Annotated in this window: 17 protein-coding genes; 12 read left to right on the top strand and 5 right to left on the bottom strand. The window is 72.3% G+C overall.

Features of this window, described 5'->3' with window-relative positions:
• Positions 1–7: 7 nt before the first annotated feature.
• From AC07EJ_RS22325 to AC07EJ_RS22305, 5 genes are all read left to right on the top strand, one after another.
• Positions 8–730, top strand: coding sequence for a FadR/GntR family transcriptional regulator (locus AC07EJ_RS22325; RefSeq protein ID WP_389485282.1), 723 nt, complete (start codon positions 8–10; stop codon positions 728–730).
• A 143-nt stretch (positions 731–873) separates the two neighbouring features.
• Entirely contained in the window at positions 874–2,328 is a 1,455-nt protein-coding gene (locus tag AC07EJ_RS22320; protein ID WP_393581905.1) for a four-carbon acid sugar kinase family protein, read from the top strand.
• The gene (locus AC07EJ_RS22315) at positions 2,328–3,179 is read left to right on the top strand and encodes a class II fructose-bisphosphate aldolase (protein ID WP_393581904.1); all 852 of its coding nucleotides are present in this window, start codon (positions 2,328–2,330) and stop codon (positions 3,177–3,179) included. Before AC07EJ_RS22320 ends, AC07EJ_RS22315 begins: the two co-directional genes overlap by 1 nt.
• Positions 3,180–3,520: 341 nt before the next feature.
• On the top strand, positions 3,521–4,423 hold the full coding sequence (locus tag AC07EJ_RS22310) for an NAD(P)-dependent oxidoreductase (RefSeq protein ID WP_393581903.1): 903 nt from the start codon (positions 3,521–3,523) through the stop codon (positions 4,421–4,423).
• Entirely contained in the window at positions 4,420–5,895 is a 1,476-nt protein-coding gene (locus tag AC07EJ_RS22305) for a GntP family transporter (RefSeq protein WP_389485270.1), read from the top strand. The genes AC07EJ_RS22310 and AC07EJ_RS22305 overlap by 4 nt, the downstream gene beginning before the upstream one ends.
• A 37-nt stretch (positions 5,896–5,932) precedes the next feature.
• On the opposite strand, the gene AC07EJ_RS22300 is transcribed toward AC07EJ_RS22305, so the two are convergent.
• Positions 5,933–7,156 carry a PP2C family protein-serine/threonine phosphatase gene (locus AC07EJ_RS22300; protein ID WP_478884791.1) on the bottom strand — a complete coding sequence of 408 codons (1,224 nt, stop codon included), beginning with the start codon at positions 7,154–7,156 and terminating at the stop codon, positions 5,933–5,935.
• 425 nt (positions 7,157–7,581) lie between these two features.
• Between AC07EJ_RS22300 and AC07EJ_RS22295 the strand changes: the two genes are divergently transcribed.
• Positions 7,582–8,919, top strand: a complete 1,338-nt coding sequence (locus tag AC07EJ_RS22295) for an MFS transporter (RefSeq protein WP_478884868.1) — start codon at positions 7,582–7,584, stop codon at positions 8,917–8,919.
• Positions 8,920–8,946: 27 nt separating this feature from the next.
• On the top strand, positions 8,947–9,435 hold the full coding sequence (locus AC07EJ_RS22290; protein ID WP_389485262.1) for a MaoC family dehydratase: 489 nt from the start codon (positions 8,947–8,949) through the stop codon (positions 9,433–9,435).
• A gap of 38 nt (positions 9,436–9,473) precedes the next feature.
• On the opposite strand, the gene AC07EJ_RS22285 is transcribed toward AC07EJ_RS22290, so the two are convergent.
• Entirely contained in the window at positions 9,474–10,307 is an 834-nt protein-coding gene (locus AC07EJ_RS22285; protein ID WP_478884790.1) for a VOC family protein, read from the bottom strand.
• A 306-nt stretch (positions 10,308–10,613) separates the two neighbouring features.
• Between AC07EJ_RS22285 and AC07EJ_RS22280 the strand changes: the two genes are divergently transcribed.
• The 4 genes from AC07EJ_RS22280 to AC07EJ_RS22265 all read left to right on the top strand — a co-directional run bounded on the left by AC07EJ_RS22280 (position 10,614) and on the right by AC07EJ_RS22265 (position 14,195).
• Complete coding sequence (locus AC07EJ_RS22280) at positions 10,614–11,456, top strand: SigB/SigF/SigG family RNA polymerase sigma factor (RefSeq protein ID WP_389485335.1); 843 nt, start codon at positions 10,614–10,616, stop codon at positions 11,454–11,456.
• Positions 11,457–11,817: 361 nt separating this feature from the next.
• Positions 11,818–13,359: an FAD-dependent oxidoreductase gene (locus AC07EJ_RS22275; RefSeq protein ID WP_389485333.1), complete on the top strand. Its 1,542-nt coding sequence runs from the start codon at positions 11,818–11,820 to the stop codon at positions 13,357–13,359.
• Positions 13,360–13,439: 80 nt separating this feature from the next.
• The gene (locus AC07EJ_RS22270; protein WP_389485256.1) at positions 13,440–13,835 is read left to right on the top strand and encodes a hypothetical protein; all 396 of its coding nucleotides are present in this window, start codon (positions 13,440–13,442) and stop codon (positions 13,833–13,835) included.
• A 36-nt stretch (positions 13,836–13,871) separates the two neighbouring features.
• Positions 13,872–14,195, top strand: a complete 324-nt coding sequence (locus AC07EJ_RS22265) for a plasmid stabilization protein (RefSeq protein ID WP_389485253.1) — start codon at positions 13,872–13,874, stop codon at positions 14,193–14,195.
• 28 nt (positions 14,196–14,223) lie between these two features.
• On the opposite strand, the gene AC07EJ_RS22260 is transcribed toward AC07EJ_RS22265, so the two are convergent.
• Both AC07EJ_RS22260 and AC07EJ_RS22255 read right to left on the bottom strand, forming a co-directional pair.
• Positions 14,224–15,666, bottom strand: a complete 1,443-nt coding sequence (locus AC07EJ_RS22260; RefSeq protein WP_389485251.1) for an MFS transporter — start codon at positions 15,664–15,666, stop codon at positions 14,224–14,226.
• A 125-nt stretch (positions 15,667–15,791) separates the two neighbouring features.
• Positions 15,792–16,412 carry a TetR/AcrR family transcriptional regulator gene (locus tag AC07EJ_RS22255; protein ID WP_389485249.1) on the bottom strand — a complete coding sequence of 207 codons (621 nt, stop codon included), beginning with the start codon at positions 16,410–16,412 and terminating at the stop codon, positions 15,792–15,794.
• Positions 16,413–16,633: 221 nt separating this feature from the next.
• Here AC07EJ_RS22255 and AC07EJ_RS22250 point away from each other — a divergent pair, with 221 nt between their 5' ends.
• Positions 16,634–17,818, top strand: coding sequence for a M20 family metallopeptidase (locus tag AC07EJ_RS22250; protein WP_478884789.1), 1,185 nt, complete (start codon positions 16,634–16,636; stop codon positions 17,816–17,818).
• Between the two features lie 22 nt (positions 17,819–17,840).
• Here AC07EJ_RS22250 and AC07EJ_RS22245 read toward each other — a convergent pair whose 3' ends face one another.
• Positions 17,841–18,734: a LysR family transcriptional regulator gene (locus AC07EJ_RS22245; RefSeq protein ID WP_389485245.1), complete on the bottom strand. Its 894-nt coding sequence runs from the start codon at positions 18,732–18,734 to the stop codon at positions 17,841–17,843.
• Positions 18,735–18,930 lie beyond the last annotated feature (196 nt).

Below are 18,930 nucleotides of genomic sequence, written 5' to 3'. Positions count from 1 at the left end.
AGCAGCGATGGCGCTGTCCGATGAGATTGCCGAGCAGCTGCTGACGTCGATCATCGACGGTCACCATCCCGCCGGATCCCTGCTTCCGGTCGAGGAAGAGCTGGCCCAGGCGTACTCGGCGAGCCGCCTCACGGTCCGTGAGGCGGTCAAGGTGCTGCGCGCGCAGAACATCGTCCGCATCCACCGCGGCCGCGGCACCTACGTGAACGCGCCGGATCAGTGGACCGCGATCGAGCCGATGATCCGCGCGGAGGCACGCCGCCCCGGCGGCACCGTCTCCGAGAAGCTCATCGAGGCCCGCGAGCTGATCGAGGTCGGCTCCGTGCGGCTGGCCGCGGCGCGCCGCACGGACGACGACCTCACCGAGCTCGCCGAGCTCCTGGACGAGATGAGGCAGGCGGCGAAGGCCGGCGACACCGACGCCTTCGTCGACGCCGACATCGCGTTCCACGAAGTGATCATGCGGGCGTCCGGCAACGCCTTCGTGCCGCTGCTCTTCCAGCCCTTCGGGCGGCTGCTCGTGGAGGGCCGCCGCGAGACCTCCGACGTACCGCAGATCCGCGAGAACGCCATCGCCCACCACGAGCGCGTCCTCGACGCGCTGCGGGCCGGCGACGCGGAGCAGGCGCGGGAGGCCATGCAGGCCCACATGGCGCAGACCGCGGACGACCTGCGCACGCACGTACTCAAGAACGACGAGCAGGCCCCCGACAGCGGGTCCACCGACTAAGCCCGCACGGCACCCACCGCCCGCCCCTTCCCCTACGGCACATCCCCGCCGTAGGGCGCATCCGGCCTGCCCGCACGCGGCAGCGCCCAGCCGCACCGCACTCCGCACTCCGCACTCCGCACTCCGCACGAAAGAGCACCCTGATGTCCCATCCGACCCACCCCACGGCCCCCGTGCCTCTGGGCCACCGCACCGAGGCGGAGCTGCTGGCCGGTCTCCCGCCGGTCCGCGCCGTGCCCGCCGGCGACGTCGCCGCCGCGATCAGCGGCGGCCGCCGGCTCGTCGTGCTCGACGACGACCCGACGGGCACCCAGACCGTGGCCGACGTCCCGGTCCTGACCGACTGGGCCGTCGACGACCTGCGCTGGGCCCTGCGCCAGGACAGCAGCGCCTTCTTCGTGCTGACCAACACCCGCAGCCTCGACGCGGCCGGGGCCGCCGAGCGCAACCGCCAGGTCGTGCGCGCCCTGGTCCAGGCGTCCAGGGCGGAGGGCGTGGACTTCGTGCTCGCCAGCCGTGGCGACTCCACGCTGCGCGGCCACTTCCCGCTGGAGACCGACGTGCTCGCCGACGAGCTGGCCGCGCTCGGCGCCGGCGGTACCGACGGCGTCGTGGTCGTCCCCGCGTACATCGAGGCCGGCCGGCTCACGGTCGACTCGCTGCACTGGATGCGTACCGCCGACGGCATGCTGCCGGTCGGCGAGAGCGAGTTCGCCCGCGACGCCACCTTCGGCTACGCCCACTCGCGGCTGCCGGAGTGGGTCGAGGAGAAGACCGCCGGTCACACCCTCGCCTCCGACGTCGTCCGCATCACGCTGGACGACCTGCGCGTGCACGGCCCCGAGCACGTCGCCGAGCAGCTCGGCGCGCTGCGCGACGGCCAAACCGCCGTCGTCGACGCCACCTGCGACGACGACCTGCGCGTCCTCGCCCTCGCCTGCGCGCTCACCGAGAGCCGCGGCAGCCGGCTCCTGTACCGGGTCGGCCCCTCCTTCGTCCGGGCCCGCGCCGGACAGGCCGCGCGCGCCCCGCTCAGCACGGCCGAACTGGGCGCACCCGCCGCACCGCACGGGCTGATCGCGGTGGGCTCGCACGTCGGCCTGACCACCCGCCAGCTGGACCGGCTGCGCGAGGCGGGCGGTCTCGCCGAATTCGAGCTGGACGTCCGCCAGTTGATGGACGACGAGCGCCGCGCCGCGCACATCGCGGAAGTCGGCGAGGCGGCCGCCGGCGCGCTGGCCACCCAGGACGTCGTCGTACGCACCACCCGCACCGTGGTCACCGGAGCCGACGCCGACGCGTCGCTCGCGATCTCGCGCGGCGTCTCGGCCGCGCTGGTGGAGGCCGTACGCGCCATCACGGCCGCCCGTACGCCCGCCTTCGTCATCGCCAAGGGCGGCATCACCTCCAGCGACACCGCCACCGAGGCCCTGGAGATCCGCCGGGCCTGGGCGCGCGGCACGCTGCTGCCCGGGATCGTCTCCCTGTGGGAGCCGGTCGCCGGACCCGCCGCGGGAATCCCCTACATCGTCTTCGCCGGGAACGTCGGTGGCGACGACGCCCTGGCCGACGCCGTACGACTGCTCAGGAGCCGTTGATGCTGCTGCAAGGGACCGGCGCACTGCGCGCCGCCGCCGAGGCCGGCACCGCGATACCCGGCTTCGTCGCCTACAACCTCGAGACCGTCCAGGCCGTCGTCGCCTCGGCTGAGACGGCGGGTACACCCGTGCTGCTCCAGGCCGGGTCCAGCGCCTTCAAGCACGCGGGCCGGGACGCGCTCATGTCCCTCGCGCTCGGTGCGGCCCGTCGCTCGACGGCCGCCCTGGGCGTGCATCTCGACCACAGCCGCGACCTGGCCGAGATCACCGCGTGCCTGGAGGCCGGTTACACCTCGGTGATGATCGACGGCTCTCACCTGCCGTACGAGGAGAACGTCGCCCTCACCCGCGAGGCCGCCCGGCGCGCGCACGACGCGGGCGCGTGGATCGAGGCCGAACTGGGCGCGCTCGCCGGGGACGAGGACGTCTCCACGGGTGCCGCCGCCGCGGCCGGGTCCATGACCGACCCCGCGCAGGCGGCCGAGTTCACCGAGGCCACGGGTGTGGACGCGCTGGCCGTCGCGGTCGGCAACGTGCACGGCTTCACGGCCACGCCCGTCCGGCTCGACCTGGACCGCCTGGCCGAGATCCACAAGTCGGTACCCGTACCGCTCGTGCTGCACGGCGCGAGCGGGCTCCCCGAGGAGCAGCTCCTGGGCGCACTCGAGCGCGGTGTCGCCAAGGTCAACGTCAACGCCGAGCTGCGCCGGGCGTATCTGCGCGCCGTCGCCGACGCGCTGCCCACCGCGCTGCCGGGGTCCGACACCGTGGCGACCTGGGCGGCGGGCCGTGAGGCGGTCACCGCGGCGGCGCTCGACATCACCCGCCGACTCAGCCGGGGCGCCAGGTAGGTCAAGATCTCAACACCCTTATGTATAGGGCTTGTTGAGTCGTTAGGCGTGCACTGTGGCACGCAACTGCGCGGCCAGCGCACGGCGCTGACTGAACCCCCGCATCTCCCTCGACCAGCCGCCCGGCCTACTCCCCACAGTCGGCGGGCCATTCACGGACCCGCCGCCCTGGCCGGTCCGGCGGACCAGGCATGCCTCGTCCGGCTCCTGATCCCGGTCGGCCTGCCTGCTCCGCACCGCTCCAACTCGCCCAACCGCACAGCCACTTCTCCCGCTCCACCACTTCCACCCCTCACCTCTGCGAACCACACCACACCGCACCCCACCGCCAGGAGCCGCACATGTCCACCCCCGTCCCCCGCACCGCCGTAATCGGTCTCGGCGCCATGGGGCTTCCCATGGCGCGCCGGCTGGCCGGCACGCTGCCCGTCACCGTTTTCGACATCGCCGCCGAACGGCGCGCGCTGGTCACCGCCGAGGGTGCGGCCGAGGCCGCTACCCCGGCGGGCGCCGCCGACGGCGCCGACATCGTGCTGCTCGCCGTCCGCGACCAGAACCAGGTCGACGCGGCCCTGTTCGGCGAGGACGGCGCCGCGTCCGTGCTGCGTCCGGGCGCCGTCGTCGTCCTCACCAGCACGGTGGGCCCCGAGCCGGCGCGCGCCACCGCCGCGCGCCTCGCCGAGCAGGGTGTGCACCTCGTGGACGCGCCGGTCAGCGGCGGTCCGACGCGGGCGGGCACCGGCGACCTGCTGATCGTCGTCGGCGCCACCGACGAGGCGCGGACCCTCGCGGCGCCGGTGCTCGAACGCCTGGCGTCCACCCTCACCGTCATCGGCGACAAGCCCGGCGACGGCCAGTCCCTCAAGGCCGTCAACCAGCTGCTGGCCGGGGTGCACATCGCGGCCGCGGCCGAGGCCGTCGCCCTCTCGCGCGGGCTCGGCCTGGACCCGAAGACCGTCATCGAGAGCCTGAGCCAGGGCGCCGCCGGTTCGTTCATGTTCAGCGACCGCGGTCCCCGCATGGCCCTCGCCTACGAGGACGAGGAGGTAGAGGTCCGCTCGCGCCTGGACATCTTCGTCAAGGACATGGGCATCGTGAACGGTGTCGCCCGGCAGGCGCACGTTCCGGTGCCGCTGGCCGCCGCGGCCGAGCAGCTCTACCTCCTCGGTGAGCGCGCGGGTCTCGCGGCGCGTGACGACTCCAGCGTCGTCACCCTCCTCTCGCCACCGGAGGAGACCCGATGAGCACCCTGTCTCCGGCGCTGCTCGCCGCCGACGCCCCGACCACGTCGGGGCTGAGCCCCAACGCACTGCTGCTGATAGCCGTGGCCGGGGTGGCCGCCCTCCTGTTGATGATCATGAAGGCGAAGATCGAGCCGTTCGTCGCGCTCGTCGTCGTCTCCATCGGTGTCGCGCTCGCCGCCGGTGTGCCCGCGGCGGACCTGGTCACCACCATCGAGGAGGGCATGGGGTCCACCCTGGGCCACATCGCCACGATCATCGCGCTGGGCGCCATGGTCGGCCGCATCATCGAACTGTCCGGCGGCGCGGCCGCGTTGGCGCACTCCCTCATCGACCGCTTCGGCAAGAAGCGCACCCCGCTCGCCCTGACCGCCACGGGCTTCCTGCTCGGCATTCCGGTGTTCTTCGAGGTCGGCCTGATCATCCTGATGCCGATCGTCTACGGAGTGGCCCGCGCCTCCCGCAAGCCGCTCCTGGTGTACGCGCTGCCGATGGGCGCCGCGATGCTCACCGTGCACGCCTTCCTGCCGCCGCACCCCGGCGCCGTGGCCGCCGCCACCGCCGTGGGCGCCCAGCAGGGCTGGGTCCTGCTCTTCGGTATCCCGCTGACCGCCGTGGTCATCCTGATCGGCTACCTGATGGCGCGCCGGATCACCCGTCGCACGTACCCGATGGCGCCCGAGATCGCCGCGAAGGTGTACGGGGACGAGGCGGGCCCGGACGGCGTGGAGAGCGCGGGCGACGATCCTGACGCGCGCGTGCGGAGCGGCCCGTTCGAGGGTGCGGGGCAGGCCGTCGAGAACCCGCCGTCGTTCGCGATGGTCGCGTCCCTCATCCTCACCCCGATCGTCCTGATCCTGCTGGGCACCATCGGCACCAACGCGCTCCCCGAGGGCAACACGCTTCGCGCCGTCCTGACCGTCCTGGGCGCCCCCATGGTCGCCCTGCTGATCGCCGCTGCGCTCTCCGCGTACTTCCTCGGTGCCCGCCGCGGCTGGTCCCGGCAGCACATCGGGCAGGTCATGGCCTCCGCACTGCCCGGCGTCGCCATGGTCATCCTGGTCGCGGGGGCCGGCGGCGTCTTCGGAAAGGTCCTGGTCAAGACGGGTATCGGCAACGCGGTCGCGGACCTGCTCGACCGCACCGGCCTCCCGCTCCTGCTGCTGGCCTTCGTCATCGCGATGCTGCTGCGCGCGGTGCAGGGTTCGACCACGGTCGCCCTGGTCACGACCGCGGGCCTGGTCACGCCGCTGCTCCAGCGTGCCGACCTGTCCCCGCAGCAGCTGGCCCTGATCTGCCTGGCCATGGGCGCCGGCGGCCTGTCGCTGTCCCACATCAACGACGCCGGCTACTGGATGTTCACCAAGCTCGTCGGCCTGGACGTGGGCACGGGCCTGCGCACCTGGACGGTCCTGACCACCGGGATGGGAGTGACGGGCTTCGCACTGACGGCGGCGCTGTGGCAGGTCGTCTAGGACGATCTCCGGACCTCCTCGGTCCCACCGCGACCGCTCAGGCCCCGCGCTCGCGTGCCTTCACCGGTGGCGCACCGTCTGGGTGCGCCACCGCCTGGTCCGTCATGGGGAAGCCGTTGAGAAGCGGGCGGAGCAGATGCCGGGTGGGTACGCGTTCGACGACGAGGAGCGCGATGTCGTCGTTGAGCTGCCCGCCGGTGTGGGCCAGCAGGTCACGGTGAATGTGATGCAGCAGGGAGTCCGGGCCGCCGGCGGGAAGGGAGGGGAAGGACGCGACCCGCTCGGCGAGCGGGTAGAAGTCGCCGGTGGGCGAGCGGGCCTCGATGACTCCGTCGGTGTACAGGACCAGGAAGTCACCGGCCGTGAAGGTGAAGAGGTCGCTTCGCAGCGGGGCGACGGACAGTTCACCCATGCCCAGGGGTGGTGCGGCCTGGCGTGGCGCCAGCTCGGTGACCTGGCGATCGCGCACCAGCAGCGGCGGTGGATGGCCGCAGGTCACCATCTCCGCGTGCGAGCCGTCGTCCGGGATGTCGAGGACGAGGGCGGTGACGAAGTGCTCGCCGGCGTCGTGTTCGGTGTCGGCGACCTCCTCCAGATTCCGGACGATGCTGTCGTCCATGGCCGCGACCAGTTCGGGCAGCGGCGCGTAGCGGTGCGCGCCCTCGCGGAACGCTCCGAGCACGACCGACGCCTCACCGATCGAGGCGAGGCCCTTGCCGCGTACGTCGCCGATGACCATACGGGTACTGGGATGAGCGGCGCGGGCGACCGCGAACAGGTCGCCCCCGATCTTGGCTTCGTCCCCCGCGGCCAGATACAACCAGGCCACGCGCAGCGGTCCGACCCTGTGCGGCGGAGGTCTCAGCAGCACCCGCTGGGCCGCCTCGGACACCGACCGCACCCGGTTCAGCTCCCGGCTGCGCCGGTCCCGCGCGCGGGCGAAGAACACGATCAGCGCGGAGAGCAAGGTGATGGCGACGATCTGCGAGACGTGGTTGGTCGTGGACAGACCGCCGTGCAGCGCCCCTATCAGGATCTGCGCGCCCACGGCCAGGAGTCCGACCAGGGCGGTCAGCCGGGGGCCGGCGATGGAGGCGGTCAGGGCCGGTGCGATGACGAGCAGCGGGCCGAGGTGGACATCGGTCGGGGAGAGGACGTCCACCAGGGTGATCACCCCGATCAGACCGAGCGGAACGACCACCAGACCGCGGCCCGATGGCCGCTCCAGGAGGCGATCCATCGACCATCGCCGGAATCTCACAAGGGAATTTTATACCCGCGTGACTCAGGCGCCCTGTCGCACGGACGGCGCATCGACCCCCACCACATCCCCTGCGACCAGCACGAATACCGTGCACGCCCGGTACTCCACTCCCCCGGTGCGGGTGCGCCACTCAGGCGTTCCCGCGCTCACCGGCAAGGCGCGGCCCGCCATCGGGATCCACGGCCCTCCACACAAAAGGGAAGCAAAACTGCTCAGCTGAAACTGGACAGGTAAACCTGTCAAATCTACGGTGGGGGCATGAGTAAGAACGCCGGGACCCCGCCACGCGCCCGCCAGGGGCTGACCCGCCCATGAGCAACCCCGACATACCCGCGGCGGCGGCCGACGGCGCCACCGCAGCGTCCGAACCCGGGCCGCGCGGCGCCCCGGCGGGTCAGTTCGACCGCAGGCTCATCCCACCGATGGTCCTCGGCTCGGTCCTGAACCCGATCAACTCCACGATCATCGCCGTGGCCCTCGTCCCGATCGGGGCGGCGTTCGGGGCGCCTCCCGCGCAGACCGCGTGGCTCGTCTCGGCGCTCTATCTGGCCACCGCTCTCGGGCAGCCCGTCATGGGACGGCTCATCGACCTCTTCGGACCGCGACGCCTCTTCCTGATCAGCACCTCCCTGGTCGGCATCGCCGGCATCGCCGGCACGCTCGCCCCCAACCTGGGCGCCCTGATCGCCGCACGCGTAGTGCTCGGCTTCGGCACCTGCGCCGGCTACCCGGCCTCGATGTCCCTGCTGCGCAGCGAGGCGGAGCGGACCGGCCGGGACAACCCCGGCACCATCCTCACCACCCTCGCGGTGTCCAGCCAGACGATCGCCGTCATCGGGCCCTCGCTCGGCGGGCTCCTCATCGATGTCGGAGGCTGGCGTGCCACGTCCGCACTCAACATCCCCCTCGCGGCGGCCGCCCTGATCCTCGGCGCACGCCGGCTGCCCGTGCAGTCGCGCCCGCGCCGCACCGGGGGCAGGAGCATCGCGTCCGAACTCGACCTCCCCGGAATGGCCCTGTTCGCCGCGCTGCTGTTCTCGCTCCTGCTGTTCCTGATGAACCTGCACGCCGACACGTGGTACCTGCTCGCCATCGCCGCCGCGGCGGCCGCTGCGTTCGCGGTACGTGAACTGCGCGCCCCCGTTCCGTTCATCGACCTCAGGGTGCTCGCCGGCAACACCCCCCTGCTCGCCACCTATGGCCGGGCCCTGGTCGCCTACGTGGTCTCGTACGCCTTCCTCTACGGCTTCACCCAGTGGGCGGAGGAGGGCCGCGGGCTCTCGCCCTCCCAGGCCGGCCTCGTACAGCTGCCGATCTTCCTCACCGGTATCGCCGTCTCCACCCTCACCGGGCGCCACAAGTCGATCCGCGGCAAGCTGCTCATCGGGGCGGTCTTCCAACTCGCCGCCTGCACCCTGCTGTTGAGGCTCGGCGGCACGAGTCCCATCTGGATGCTGCTCGCCGTCGCCCTGATCTTCGGGGTGCCCCAGGGACTCAACAGCCTCGCCCTGCAGAACTCGGTGTACTACCAGGCCGATCCGGCGCGCGTGGGCACCTCGTCCGGGCTGCTCCGCACGTTCATCTACCTCGGCTCGATGGTCGCCTCCGCGGAGAGCGCGAGCGCGTTCGGGCAGCACGCCGACACCGGTGGGCTGCACCATCTGGCCTGGTTCATGCTCGGCGCCGGGGCGCTCTTCCTGCTCCTGACGGTGTTCGACCGGGGGCTGCGCCGCATCGCCACCCCGAGCTCCCCCGCCTGACCCCGGAGGTCGGCTACCGTGCCTTCGATGACCACTACAGCGATCGGAGCGGACTTCAACACCCCTATCGGGGCACGCTACTTCGAGGACTACGTGCCCGGGGCGAGCTACGTGTACGGGAGCGTCACGGTGACCGAGGAGGAGATCCTCCGGTTCGCCGGCGAGTTCGATCCGCAGGACATCCACACGGATCCCGAAGCCGCGGAGCAGGGCCCCTTCAAGGGGCTGATCGCGAGCGGCTGGCACACCGCCTCTCTGATGATGCGCATGTACGCCGACCACTACGTGAGCAAGGTCGCGAGCCTCGCCTCCCCCGGCGTCGACGCGTTGCGCTGGACCCGGCCCGTGCGGCCCGGTGACAGCCTGTCGATCCGTACGACGGTGCGCTCGGCACGTCCCTCGCGGTCCAAGCCCGACCGCGGCATCGTGCACACCGACATCGAGGTGTTCAACCAGCGCGGCGAAACCGTGCTCACGCTGTCCGCGATGAACTTCCTGCGGCGCCGGACGCAGTGACTGCGGGCGCCCGGCGGGGGGGCGAGGCGGGCCGTCGGTCACGGACGCCCGGCACCGTCCTCCGGTCGCGGCCGGGGTGCGAAGACCGTGAACTGGGCACCCTCGGGGTCGAGCAACGTCACGCAGTCGCCCGTCGCCTCCGAGTCCCGGGCCGTCACCGTTCCCCCGTGCCCCACAGCGGCCCGCGCACACGCGGCGGCATCCGCGACGGTGAAGCGGACCTGCCAGTGCGGACGCAGCTGCGGGTCGGGGGCCGATCCCAGCGCCCCGCCGCCGAGCGCGGCCACCGGCTGCCCCCCACAGACGAGGACGACCTCCTCGTCCTCGTACCGCACGTCGCAGCAGCCCGGGATCGTCCACCCGAGGACTTCCCCGTAGAAGATCGCGGCGTCGAAGGCGTCGCGTGTGACGAGGCGCAGCCACAGGGGCGCCTCCCGGCGCCAGGCGCCGAAGTTGTGGACGAGCGCGCCGGCCCAGACCCCGAACACCGCACCGGCGCGGTCGGACATCAAGGCCGCCCGCCCGGTAGGGAAGCCGATCGGGCCGACCCCGACCGTGCCACCGCGCTCCTGTACCCGGCCGGCCGTCTCGTCCGCGTCGGCCACGGCGAAATAGGGCGTCCACGCGACGGGAACCTGCAGAGCCGGAGCGACCGCTCCGATCCCCGCCACGGCTCTCCCCTGCGCGAGCGCCACAACGAACCGCTCACCCAGCGATCCCGCGCGGAACGTCCAGCCCAGGACAGCTCCGTAGAACGACTGCGCGGCCGCCAGGTCGCGAGCCGCCAGGCTCACCCAGCAGGGAGAACCGAGGACCGCGTGGTGCGACGTGGCGTCGTCCGGTCCGGTCCTGGAGATCAGCTTGCTGCTCATGAAGGGCCGCCCCCTTTCGGTGCCCGGGGGACTCGGTCAGGGCTCTGCCGACGACCGGGTACCCCCACCACCGCGTCCGACACACCTCACTTCAGGGGAACACCGTCCGCCGAACGTCCATGACCTGCCGTGACGTGGCGCCCGTCGAGTCGCATCCGGGCACGAGCGGCCGGAGAATCGAAGAGCAGTCGCATGTCGATGCTTCGGACCGGAGGCACCTACTCGGCGAGCGGCGTACCGCTCCTGATGGATGCCGGCGCCCGTTCCCGCGGCCCGCGCCGGCACACCGTTGAGGAGCGAACCCCGATGCTCACTGACATCACTGCGGGCGCCACCCACCGCCGTCGGACCTCCCGCCACGCCCACGACGACACCCCCGACACGACGGCGGCTTTCGCGCGCATGGCCGGTCTCGCCGAGGGCCCCGAGCGTGACCTGCTGTGCGAGGAGCTCGTCGAGGCGTGGCTGCCCATGGCGCACCGCATCGCCCGCCGCTACCGCAACAAGGGCGAAAGCACGGAGGACCTGGAGCAGGTCGCGGCCCTTGGACTGATCAAGGCGATCAACCACTACCGGCCCGAGCGCGGCCCCTTCCAGTGCTACGCCGTGCCCACCATCACCGGCGAACTGCGCCGGCACTTCCGCGACCGGATGTGGGACGTGCATGTGCCACGCCGCGTACAGGACCTGCGCAACAAGGTCCGTGCGGCCCGCCGCGAACTCACCGAGCGGCCGGGCAGCCCCGAGCCCGGCATCGGCGCCATCGCCGCGCACACGGGGCTGACCGAGGCGGAGGTCCTCGACGGGCTCAAGGCGATCGAGAGCTACAGCGCCCTGTCCCTCGACGCGGAGCTCTCCCCGTCGGGGCACAACGGGCAGAGCCTCGCCGACGCGCTCGGTGCACCCGACACCGCGTACGACCTCATCACCGACCGCGAGGCGGCCAAGACAGGGCTGCGCCACCTGCCCGAGCGTGAGCGCGCCATCCTCTACCTGCGTTTCTTCGAGGGCATGACGCAGGCGCGCATCGCCGAGCGGTTCGGCATCTCGCAGATGCACGTCTCCCGCCTCATCCACCTCAGCTGTGCGCGGGTACGCGCGGAGGCGGGCCGGGAGTTCGGGGCGGCCGACGGTGTGCGGGTCGCCTGACGTCCGGCGCTTTGCCCGGCCGTCAGGAGGACACTGGAACCAGGGGCTGAACTCCGCCCCCTGCCCCCGCCCCCCCTGCGGGAGTGAGGGTGGCAGCCGGCGGGGAGCGGCCGCCGCCGGGATGACTTGGGCGACGGCCGTTGGGCGCGAGGACGCAGCGCTTCCCCTCCGCGAGTGTCCTCGCGCCCGCTTTCTGTTGCCCCCGCACTCGACGAGCGCCTCACCGGCATCACGGTCACCATGTTCGAGGGGGGTTACGGGGGTTTACGGGGCACGGCGCGGGAACCCGATCGCGGGTGACGGAAGGAGGCCGACCGTGGCGCCGAGACTGGAACTGCCGGGGCGGGGCGAGTCGTACTGGATGCACACCAGCGGCACGACCGCCTACCCGCCGCTCACCGAGGACATCGAGGTCGACGTCGCGGTGATCGGCGGCGGAATCGCCGGGCTCAGCACCGCCTGGGAACTGACGCGCGCCGGCCGGACCGTCGCCGTCTTCGAGGCCGACCGCATCGCCGCCGGAGTCACCGGCTACACCACGGCCAAGGTGTCCGCGCTGCACACACTCGTGTACGACCGCCTGCGCCGCACGCACGGCGAGGAGGCCGCCCGGCTGTACGCGACGTCGCAGCAGGGCGCGGTGGAGCGCGTGGCCGAGATCTGCGCAGGGGTGGCGATCGACTGCGATCTGGAGCGCGTTCCGGCCTTCACCTACTCGGTCCGCCAGGAGGGCACGGAAGTGCTGCGGGCCGAGGCCGAGGCCGCCCGTGCCGCCGGTCTCCCGGCGCGGTACACCGAGGACACGGGCCTGCCCTTCGCCGTCGCGGGGGCGGTGCGGGTGGACGATCAGGCGCAGTTCCACCCCCGCAAGTACCTGCTGGCCCTGGCCGACGATCTGGTCGCCCAGGGCTGCGTGATCTTCGAGCGGTCCCGGGTGACCGAGATGCTCGGCGGCACCCCGTGCACCGTGACCACCGAGGCGCAGCACACGGTGACCGCGCGGGCCGTCGTCGTCACCACCCATTACCCGATCTTCGACCGCGCGTTCCTGTTCGCCCGCCTCCAGCCGCGCCGGGAACTGGTCGTCGCCGCCCCGCTCGCGTCCGACCCGGGCCCGCTCGGCATGTTCATCACCGAGGACGAGGGCAGGCGTTCGGTACGCACCGCTCCGTACGGCGCCGACGGGCGGCGGCTGCTCATCGTGACCGGGGAGAGCTTCACACCGGGTACGGGCGACGCGGGGGCGGCCTTCGCCCGGCTCGACTCGTGGATGCGCGAACGCTTCGCCGTCGAGCACACCGCGTACCACTGGGCGGCCCAGGACAACGACTCCGGCGACGGGATCCCGATGATCGGGCCCCTGCATCCAGGGGCCCGGCACGCGTATGTGGCGACGGGTTTCAACGGGTGGGGCATGAGCAGCGGCGTCCTGGCCGGGCAGCTGCTGAGCGGGCTGATCACCGGCGACGCCCCGCCGTGGGCCGACCTGTACGACCCCCGTCGCCTGTGGAGCACGGTGCGGGAAGCACCCGCTCTGCTGCGCCAACAGGCCGATGTCGCACGGCACTTCGTCCGCGACCGGCTGCACACCGCCCACGTCGACTCCGTCACCGAGATCCCGCCGGGATCGGGCGCGGTGGTGCGTGTCGACGGACACCGGTGCGCCGTCTACCGCGCCGAGGACGGCACGGTCCGCGCGGTCTCGGCGCGCTGTACGCATCTGGGCTGCATCGTGGCGTTCAACGCGGCGGAGACGACCTGGGAGTGCCCGTGCCACGGTTCACGCTTCGCCACGGACGGGTCGGTGCTTCAAGGGCCGGCCATGTGGCCGCTGGCACCGGTGGACCTGCCGGGTACATCGCTTGCACCGGATGACGGGGAAGGAGGCCCGAGCGGGGCGTGAACAGGACTGCCCGCTTCCATCGAGAGCCACCGAGAGACATCGACCGACAACGAGAAGCACCGAGAGACACGGAGAACGACGTGAACGGCACATCAGCTTCGACGGCCTTCCCGGCGGAGGCACCCTCGTCCCGGGACCTGGTGGAGGTCGTGCTCGGCGACTGCTCCGCGCCGGACGCCGACGCGGTCTTCCACCTTCTGGCCGACCACTTCGCCCACGACCGCGGCGAGGCCGTCCCGCACGGCAACGAGGGGCCGCGCCCCGCCGCGTGGACGGGCAACTTCCTCGTGGAGCACGCCCCCGCCGAGGTCTCCGGCACGGTGCTGGCCGGAACGGTCACGGCTGACCTCCAGGGCTGCCCCGTCGCGGTGGAACGCCTCTGCCGGACCCTGGACGCGGCCTTCGCCGTCGAGAAGGTCGGCACCGTCGCCGGCGACCAGGAGGTCGAGGTCCAGCTCCACCTCAAGAACCCGTGACCACCCACGCCGCCGTCCCTTCAGGAGGGAACCACCATGCCCCGAGGGTCCAACGCCAAGCGGGAGCGCCAGTACGAGCACATCAAGGAGAGCGCCGAGAAACGGGGAGAGAGCCGGAAGCGGGCCGAGGAGATCGCCGCCCGCACGGTCAACAAGGAACGCGCCCGCGCCGGTGAGTCCCGAATGGCCAGCAAGAGCTCGACGCAGGACATGTCGTCCGGCGAACGGGGTGGGCGGCGCTCGCACTCCGGCGCCGAGGGCCCCACGTACGACCAGTTGTACGCGCAGGCCCAGCGGCGCAACATCCACGGGCGGTCGTCCATGGACAAGGCGGAGCTCAAGAAGGCCCTCGGCTCCTGAGCCCCGCCCGGCCCGCACACACTCCGCCTCACTCCGCGGTCGCGACGGCGGCCTCCGGGACCGGCGCCCGCTCGGCCCGGCTCTGCGTGCGGCCGACGCGGCGGGCGGTGGCCACGCCCAGGAGCGCCAGCGCGCCGCAGGACGCCCAGACCGAGACGTACGCGGTCTCCGAGGCGATGTGCGCGCCGCGCACCTCCACGAGGAGGCGGTTCATGACCGCGGCGAAGGCCGCGCCCGCCACCGAACCGGCCAGGGTCTTGAGGGTGTTGTACATGCCGGTGCCGATGCCGGTCTGGTCGGCGGGCAGGTGCCGGATGAGCAGCGTGGGCAGGGTGGCGATGGCGGTTCCGACGCCCGCGCCGGCCACCATGCCGAGGACGGCCATCTGCCAGGGCGCGCTGTGGGCGAGGGCCATCCCGGCGTAGCCGAGCGCCACCAGCGTGAAGCCGCCGACGAGGGTGTGCTGCGGGCCGAACCTGCGCACCACACGGTCGGCGCAGGTGCCCGCCGCGGCCATCGCCACCGCGCCGCTGACCGTGAGCAGCGAGATGCCGAGCGTGTCCAGACCGAAGCCGAGGGGACGCGGGGCGGCGAAGAAGGACGGGTTGGCGGTCTGGGACCCGTACAGCACGCAGCCCGTGAGGAAGCTGAGGACGTAGGGCAGCGCCATGCTGGGCCGGGCCATGAGGCGTACGTCCACCAGGGGCTGCGGGGCCCGCAGTTCGACGCGGACGAACAGGGCGATGAGGACGAGGCCGAGGGCCAGGGCTCCGGCCGTGAGGGCGAGGCCTGCCTTGTTCGCGGTCGCCAGGCCGATCAGGACGGCGGCGAGGCCTGCGCTGAGGAGGGCCGCGCCCGCCCAGTCGACGCGGCAGAGCGCGCGGGTGGTGGACTCGGGTATCAGCCGGAACGCCACGGGCAGGCAGAGCAGGATGGCGACGGCGGGCAGCATCAGCAGGCCGTGGACGTCGTGCACGGAGCGAGAGAGCAGGCCGACGCCGATGGCTCCGAGGGTGGCGCCCAGGGTGAGCGCGCCGACCAGCATGCCGATGGCGGCGCCGACGCGCTCCTTCTGGACACGGTCGCGGACGATGGCGAAGTCGAGCGGGAGCCAGCAGGCGAAGACTCCCTGCAGCGCACGGCCGATCAGGAGGACGGCGAAGCTGTCGGCCGTGGCGACGATCACCGAGCCCACGGCCACGGCCACCATCGTGATCCGGATCAGCCGCCGGTGGCCGTAGATGTCACCGAGGCGGGACAGCACGGGTACGGAGATGCCGGCGACGAGCAGGAAGACGCTGTTGACCCAGTTCAGGTCGCCGGCGCTGACGTGCAGGTCGCTGCCGATGAGCGGCAGGACGACGGGCACGGATCCCTGGAGGATGCCGCTGCACAGTTCGATGAAGACGAGGAAACCGACGACGGACGCGGTCGACGCGGACGGGCTGCCTGGCGATGCGCTTCGGGGCATGGCGGGGTCTCCAAGGCGTGCTGGGGTACGGGCGGGGGCCCGCGGCGGGGCCCGGCCCGTGACGGGGACGGAGATACAGATGCGGATGAGGATGAGGGGAGTGGGGGGCGTGCGGGGCGGGGGTTTCAGCCCTCGGGGGTGTCCTTGCGCGGAGCCGAACCGGGCAGGCGGGGTACGTGTCCGGCCAGGGCGAGGTCGACGAATTGGTGGACCGTCTCCTCGCGGATCGGCGCGGGGCGGAAGGACCTCCGGTAGACGAAGAACCCGTTCCACAGGTCGAGCAGCGCGTCGGTGTCGATGTCCGGCGGCAGGTCGCCACGGGCGATCCCGCGCTGGAAGGCGGCACGTGCGTGGTCCCGCCGGTGCAGCACGACGTCGAGGAACGACTGCAGGACGGCCGACTCCTCGGCCGCGGCCTCGGTCAGGCACAGTCGGCTGAAGACGTCGCGGGCGCGGGAGAAGTCGTCGATGTAGTCGCAGACGATGAGCAGTTCGGCGCGGGTGTCGCCGACGTCGGGGACCGCGCGGACGTCGGCACGGGCCACGAGCACATCGGCGATCACCGCGGCTTTGTGCGGCCACCACCGATAGAGCGTCTTCTTGGAGACTTTGGCGCGCACGGCGATCTCGTCCATGGTCATCCCGAGGTAGCCGCTCTCGTCGAGCAGTTCCTCGGCCGCGCCGATGACGCGGTCACGGACTTCTTCGCTGCGTGGTCGGCCGGCCGGCCGCGCTGTGCTCGCCATGCGGTCCCATTTCGGGGCATGCGGACCCGCACGTCAATAGGAAACGGGAAGTTCCCGAAAGAAGTCACCCGCCCGTAACACGGCCGGCGCGCTCGTCTCTGATCTGCACCTGGCGGCTCATAGCCACGCCTCGGGTGAGCTGATACACATGACCCCCACGAAAGGAAACTCATCGTTTCCTTTTCCGCTCATGCGCTCACCCCGAGTGGAGGACCACCCCCATGCCCACAGTCGACTCATCCCTGCGCGACCGCGTCGCCGCCCGGCTCGACGAGTACAAGGACCGGTTGCTGGAGCTCAGTCACGAGCTCCACGCCGACCCGGAGACGTCCTTCGACGAGGTCCGCGCCGCGGGACGGCTCGGGGCGCTCCTCGAGGACGCGGGGTTCACGGTGGAACGCGGGGTGTGCGACCTGCCGACCGCGCTGACGGCGACGTACGGCAGCGGAGACCTGACGGTCGGGGTGTGCGCGGAGTACGACGCGCTGCCGCAGATAGGCCACGCCTGCGGGCACAACATCATCTGCGCCGCGGGCGCGGGCGCGGCGATAGCCCTGGCGGCCGCCGCCGACGAGCTGGGCTTCCGGGTGAAGCTGCTCGGCACGCCCGCCGAGGAGGAGGGCGGCGGCAAGGTGCTGATGCTGGAACGCGGCGCCTTCGACGACGTGACGGTGGCGATGATGGTGCACCCCGCCCCCGTCGATGTCGTGGACCCGCGCGGTTCCAGCAATGCGGTGGCCCGGTTCGAGGTCACCTTCACCGGGCGCGCGTCGCACGCCGCCGCGGCTCCCGAGGGCGGGCTCAACGCCGCCGACGCCGCGGTCGTCGCGCAGGTCGCGGTGGGCCAGCTCCGCCAGCAGCTGCGGGACGGCTACCGGGTCGCGGGAATCGTGCGGCACGGCGGCGAGCGGACCAACATCATCCCGGAGCGGACCGCACTCGAGTACGAGGTGCGCACACCCACCGGCGAGGAACTGGCCGAGCTCCGGGAGCGCGTGCTGAACTGCTTCCGCGGCGCCGCGCTCGCGACGGGCACCACCATGGAGGTGCGCCGCATCCAGCCCGACTACCTGGACCTGTGCCACGACCCGTCACTGATGGACGCCTACGCCCGCAATCTTCGGGCGACCGGGCGGGAGGTCCCCGAGCCGGGTCCGTCGCCGGTGGGTACGGGCGGCTCCACGGACATGGGCAACATCACGCACGCCATGCCCGCGATCCACCCGGCGATCGGGGTGCTCGGCGCCCAAGGCATGCCGCACACCCGCCAGTTCGCCGAGGAGGTATCCGGCTCGGGCGCGGACGAGGCGGTACTGGACGGCGCACTGGCGATGGCCTGGACCGGCCTCGACCTGGCCGCCGCCCCCCAGTGGCGCTCGCGCTGCGTGGCGTCCCGCCACGGCTGAACTCCCCGGCGCGCGGCGCGGGTCACGGCGCCGGGAAACGCCCCGCACGACGCTCGCAGTAGGCGCGCAGCCCGTCGACCAGGGCATGGATGGCGGGACGGGCGTAGTGCGACGCGTCCCACCCCGCGTACATGGGGACGGTCAGGGGGCCGTCGGGGGTGTTCACGATCAGGTCCCGGAGACCGAAGCGGGCCTCGTCGGTGACCAGGCAGACGCCTCGCCCCGCCGCCGCCAGCGCCTGGGCGAACGCCGCGGAGCCGGTCTCCGTGACGCCGGCCGGCACGAGGTCCGCCCGGCTGACGGCCTCGTCGACGACCAGGCGCGCCACGTTCGACCGGGTCATCAAGATCAGCGGCTCGGTGACGAGTTCGGCGAGGGTGACCGTGGTGCGCCTGTCCCAGGGATGGCCGGCGGGAACCTGGGCCAGGACCGGGGTACGCCCCAGAAACGCCGACTCCAAGGGAGCCGGAGCCGGGATCGTGGAGATGCCGAGGTCGGCGTCGCTGCGCATCAGCGTGTCGAAGACCCTGCTCGGCTCCTCCTGGATCGCGTCGCGCAGGGTGGGCCCCTCGGCCGCGCCGCCGGCCATGAACGGAGCCAGGAAGTACGCGACGGTGGCGGGCGGCGCGACCACCGTGAGCGCCGCCCCCTCGCCCTGGCTCATGGCAGCCATGGTCTCGGCGGCCTGTTCCGCACGGCGCACCAGGTCCTGGGCGATGGGGCGAAAGCGGCGGCCTGCGGCGTTCAGTGTCAGCGAACCAGGCCGCCGGGTGAAGAGCGAAACGCCCAAGTCCTTTTCCAGCGCGCTCAGTTGGCGCGACAGGGAGGGCTGGGCCACATGGACCCGGCGCGCCGCCGCCGTCACCGAGTCGGCCTCCGCAACGGCGAGGAAGTAGCGCAGCACCCGTAGCTCCATGGACAGCCTCCCGAGCGGCCAGTGCGACTCATGCCTCAAAGGCATGGGGTTCGTAACAATCAAGTATTAGACGGCATGGCCGGCCGAATTCAAACTATGGCTGTCCGCCCAACGTCCTCGCTCCTTCACCGAGGGTCCACCGTCCGGTCGTCCCGCGACCCGCGCCCTCACCGAAGGCTCCGTGTCCGCCGGAGGC

This window comes from Streptomyces sp. NPDC045026, from assembly GCF_056432625.1.
Note: the sequence above shows the minus strand (reverse complement) of the source record. Positions and strands in the feature narration are given on the sequence as shown.

Coding starts and splice junctions, on each gene's coding strand:
- AC07EJ_RS22325 (WP_389485282.1), top strand. CDS start 8: ATGGCGCTGTCCGATGAGATTGCCGAGCAGCTGCTGACGTCGATCATC.
- AC07EJ_RS22320 (WP_393581905.1), top strand. CDS start 874: ATGTCCCATCCGACCCACCCCACGGCCCCCGTGCCTCTGGGCCACCGC.
- AC07EJ_RS22315 (WP_393581904.1), top strand. CDS start 2,328: ATGCTGCTGCAAGGGACCGGCGCACTGCGCGCCGCCGCCGAGGCCGGC.
- AC07EJ_RS22310 (WP_393581903.1), top strand. CDS start 3,521: ATGTCCACCCCCGTCCCCCGCACCGCCGTAATCGGTCTCGGCGCCATG.
- AC07EJ_RS22305 (WP_389485270.1), top strand. CDS start 4,420: ATGAGCACCCTGTCTCCGGCGCTGCTCGCCGCCGACGCCCCGACCACG.
- AC07EJ_RS22295 (WP_478884868.1), top strand. CDS start 7,582: ATGGTCCTCGGCTCGGTCCTGAACCCGATCAACTCCACGATCATCGCC.
- AC07EJ_RS22290 (WP_389485262.1), top strand. CDS start 8,947: ATGACCACTACAGCGATCGGAGCGGACTTCAACACCCCTATCGGGGCA.
- AC07EJ_RS22285 (WP_478884790.1), bottom strand. CDS start 10,307: ATGAGCAGCAAGCTGATCTCCAGGACCGGACCGGACGACGCCACGTCG.
- AC07EJ_RS22280 (WP_389485335.1), top strand. CDS start 10,614: ATGCTCACTGACATCACTGCGGGCGCCACCCACCGCCGTCGGACCTCC.
- AC07EJ_RS22275 (WP_389485333.1), top strand. CDS start 11,818: ATGCACACCAGCGGCACGACCGCCTACCCGCCGCTCACCGAGGACATC.
- AC07EJ_RS22265 (WP_389485253.1), top strand. CDS start 13,872: ATGCCCCGAGGGTCCAACGCCAAGCGGGAGCGCCAGTACGAGCACATC.
- AC07EJ_RS22260 (WP_389485251.1), bottom strand. CDS start 15,666: ATGCCCCGAAGCGCATCGCCAGGCAGCCCGTCCGCGTCGACCGCGTCC.
- AC07EJ_RS22255 (WP_389485249.1), bottom strand. CDS start 16,412: ATGGCGAGCACAGCGCGGCCGGCCGGCCGACCACGCAGCGAAGAAGTC.
- AC07EJ_RS22250 (WP_478884789.1), top strand. CDS start 16,634: ATGCCCACAGTCGACTCATCCCTGCGCGACCGCGTCGCCGCCCGGCTC.
- AC07EJ_RS22245 (WP_389485245.1), bottom strand. CDS start 18,734: ATGGAGCTACGGGTGCTGCGCTACTTCCTCGCCGTTGCGGAGGCCGAC.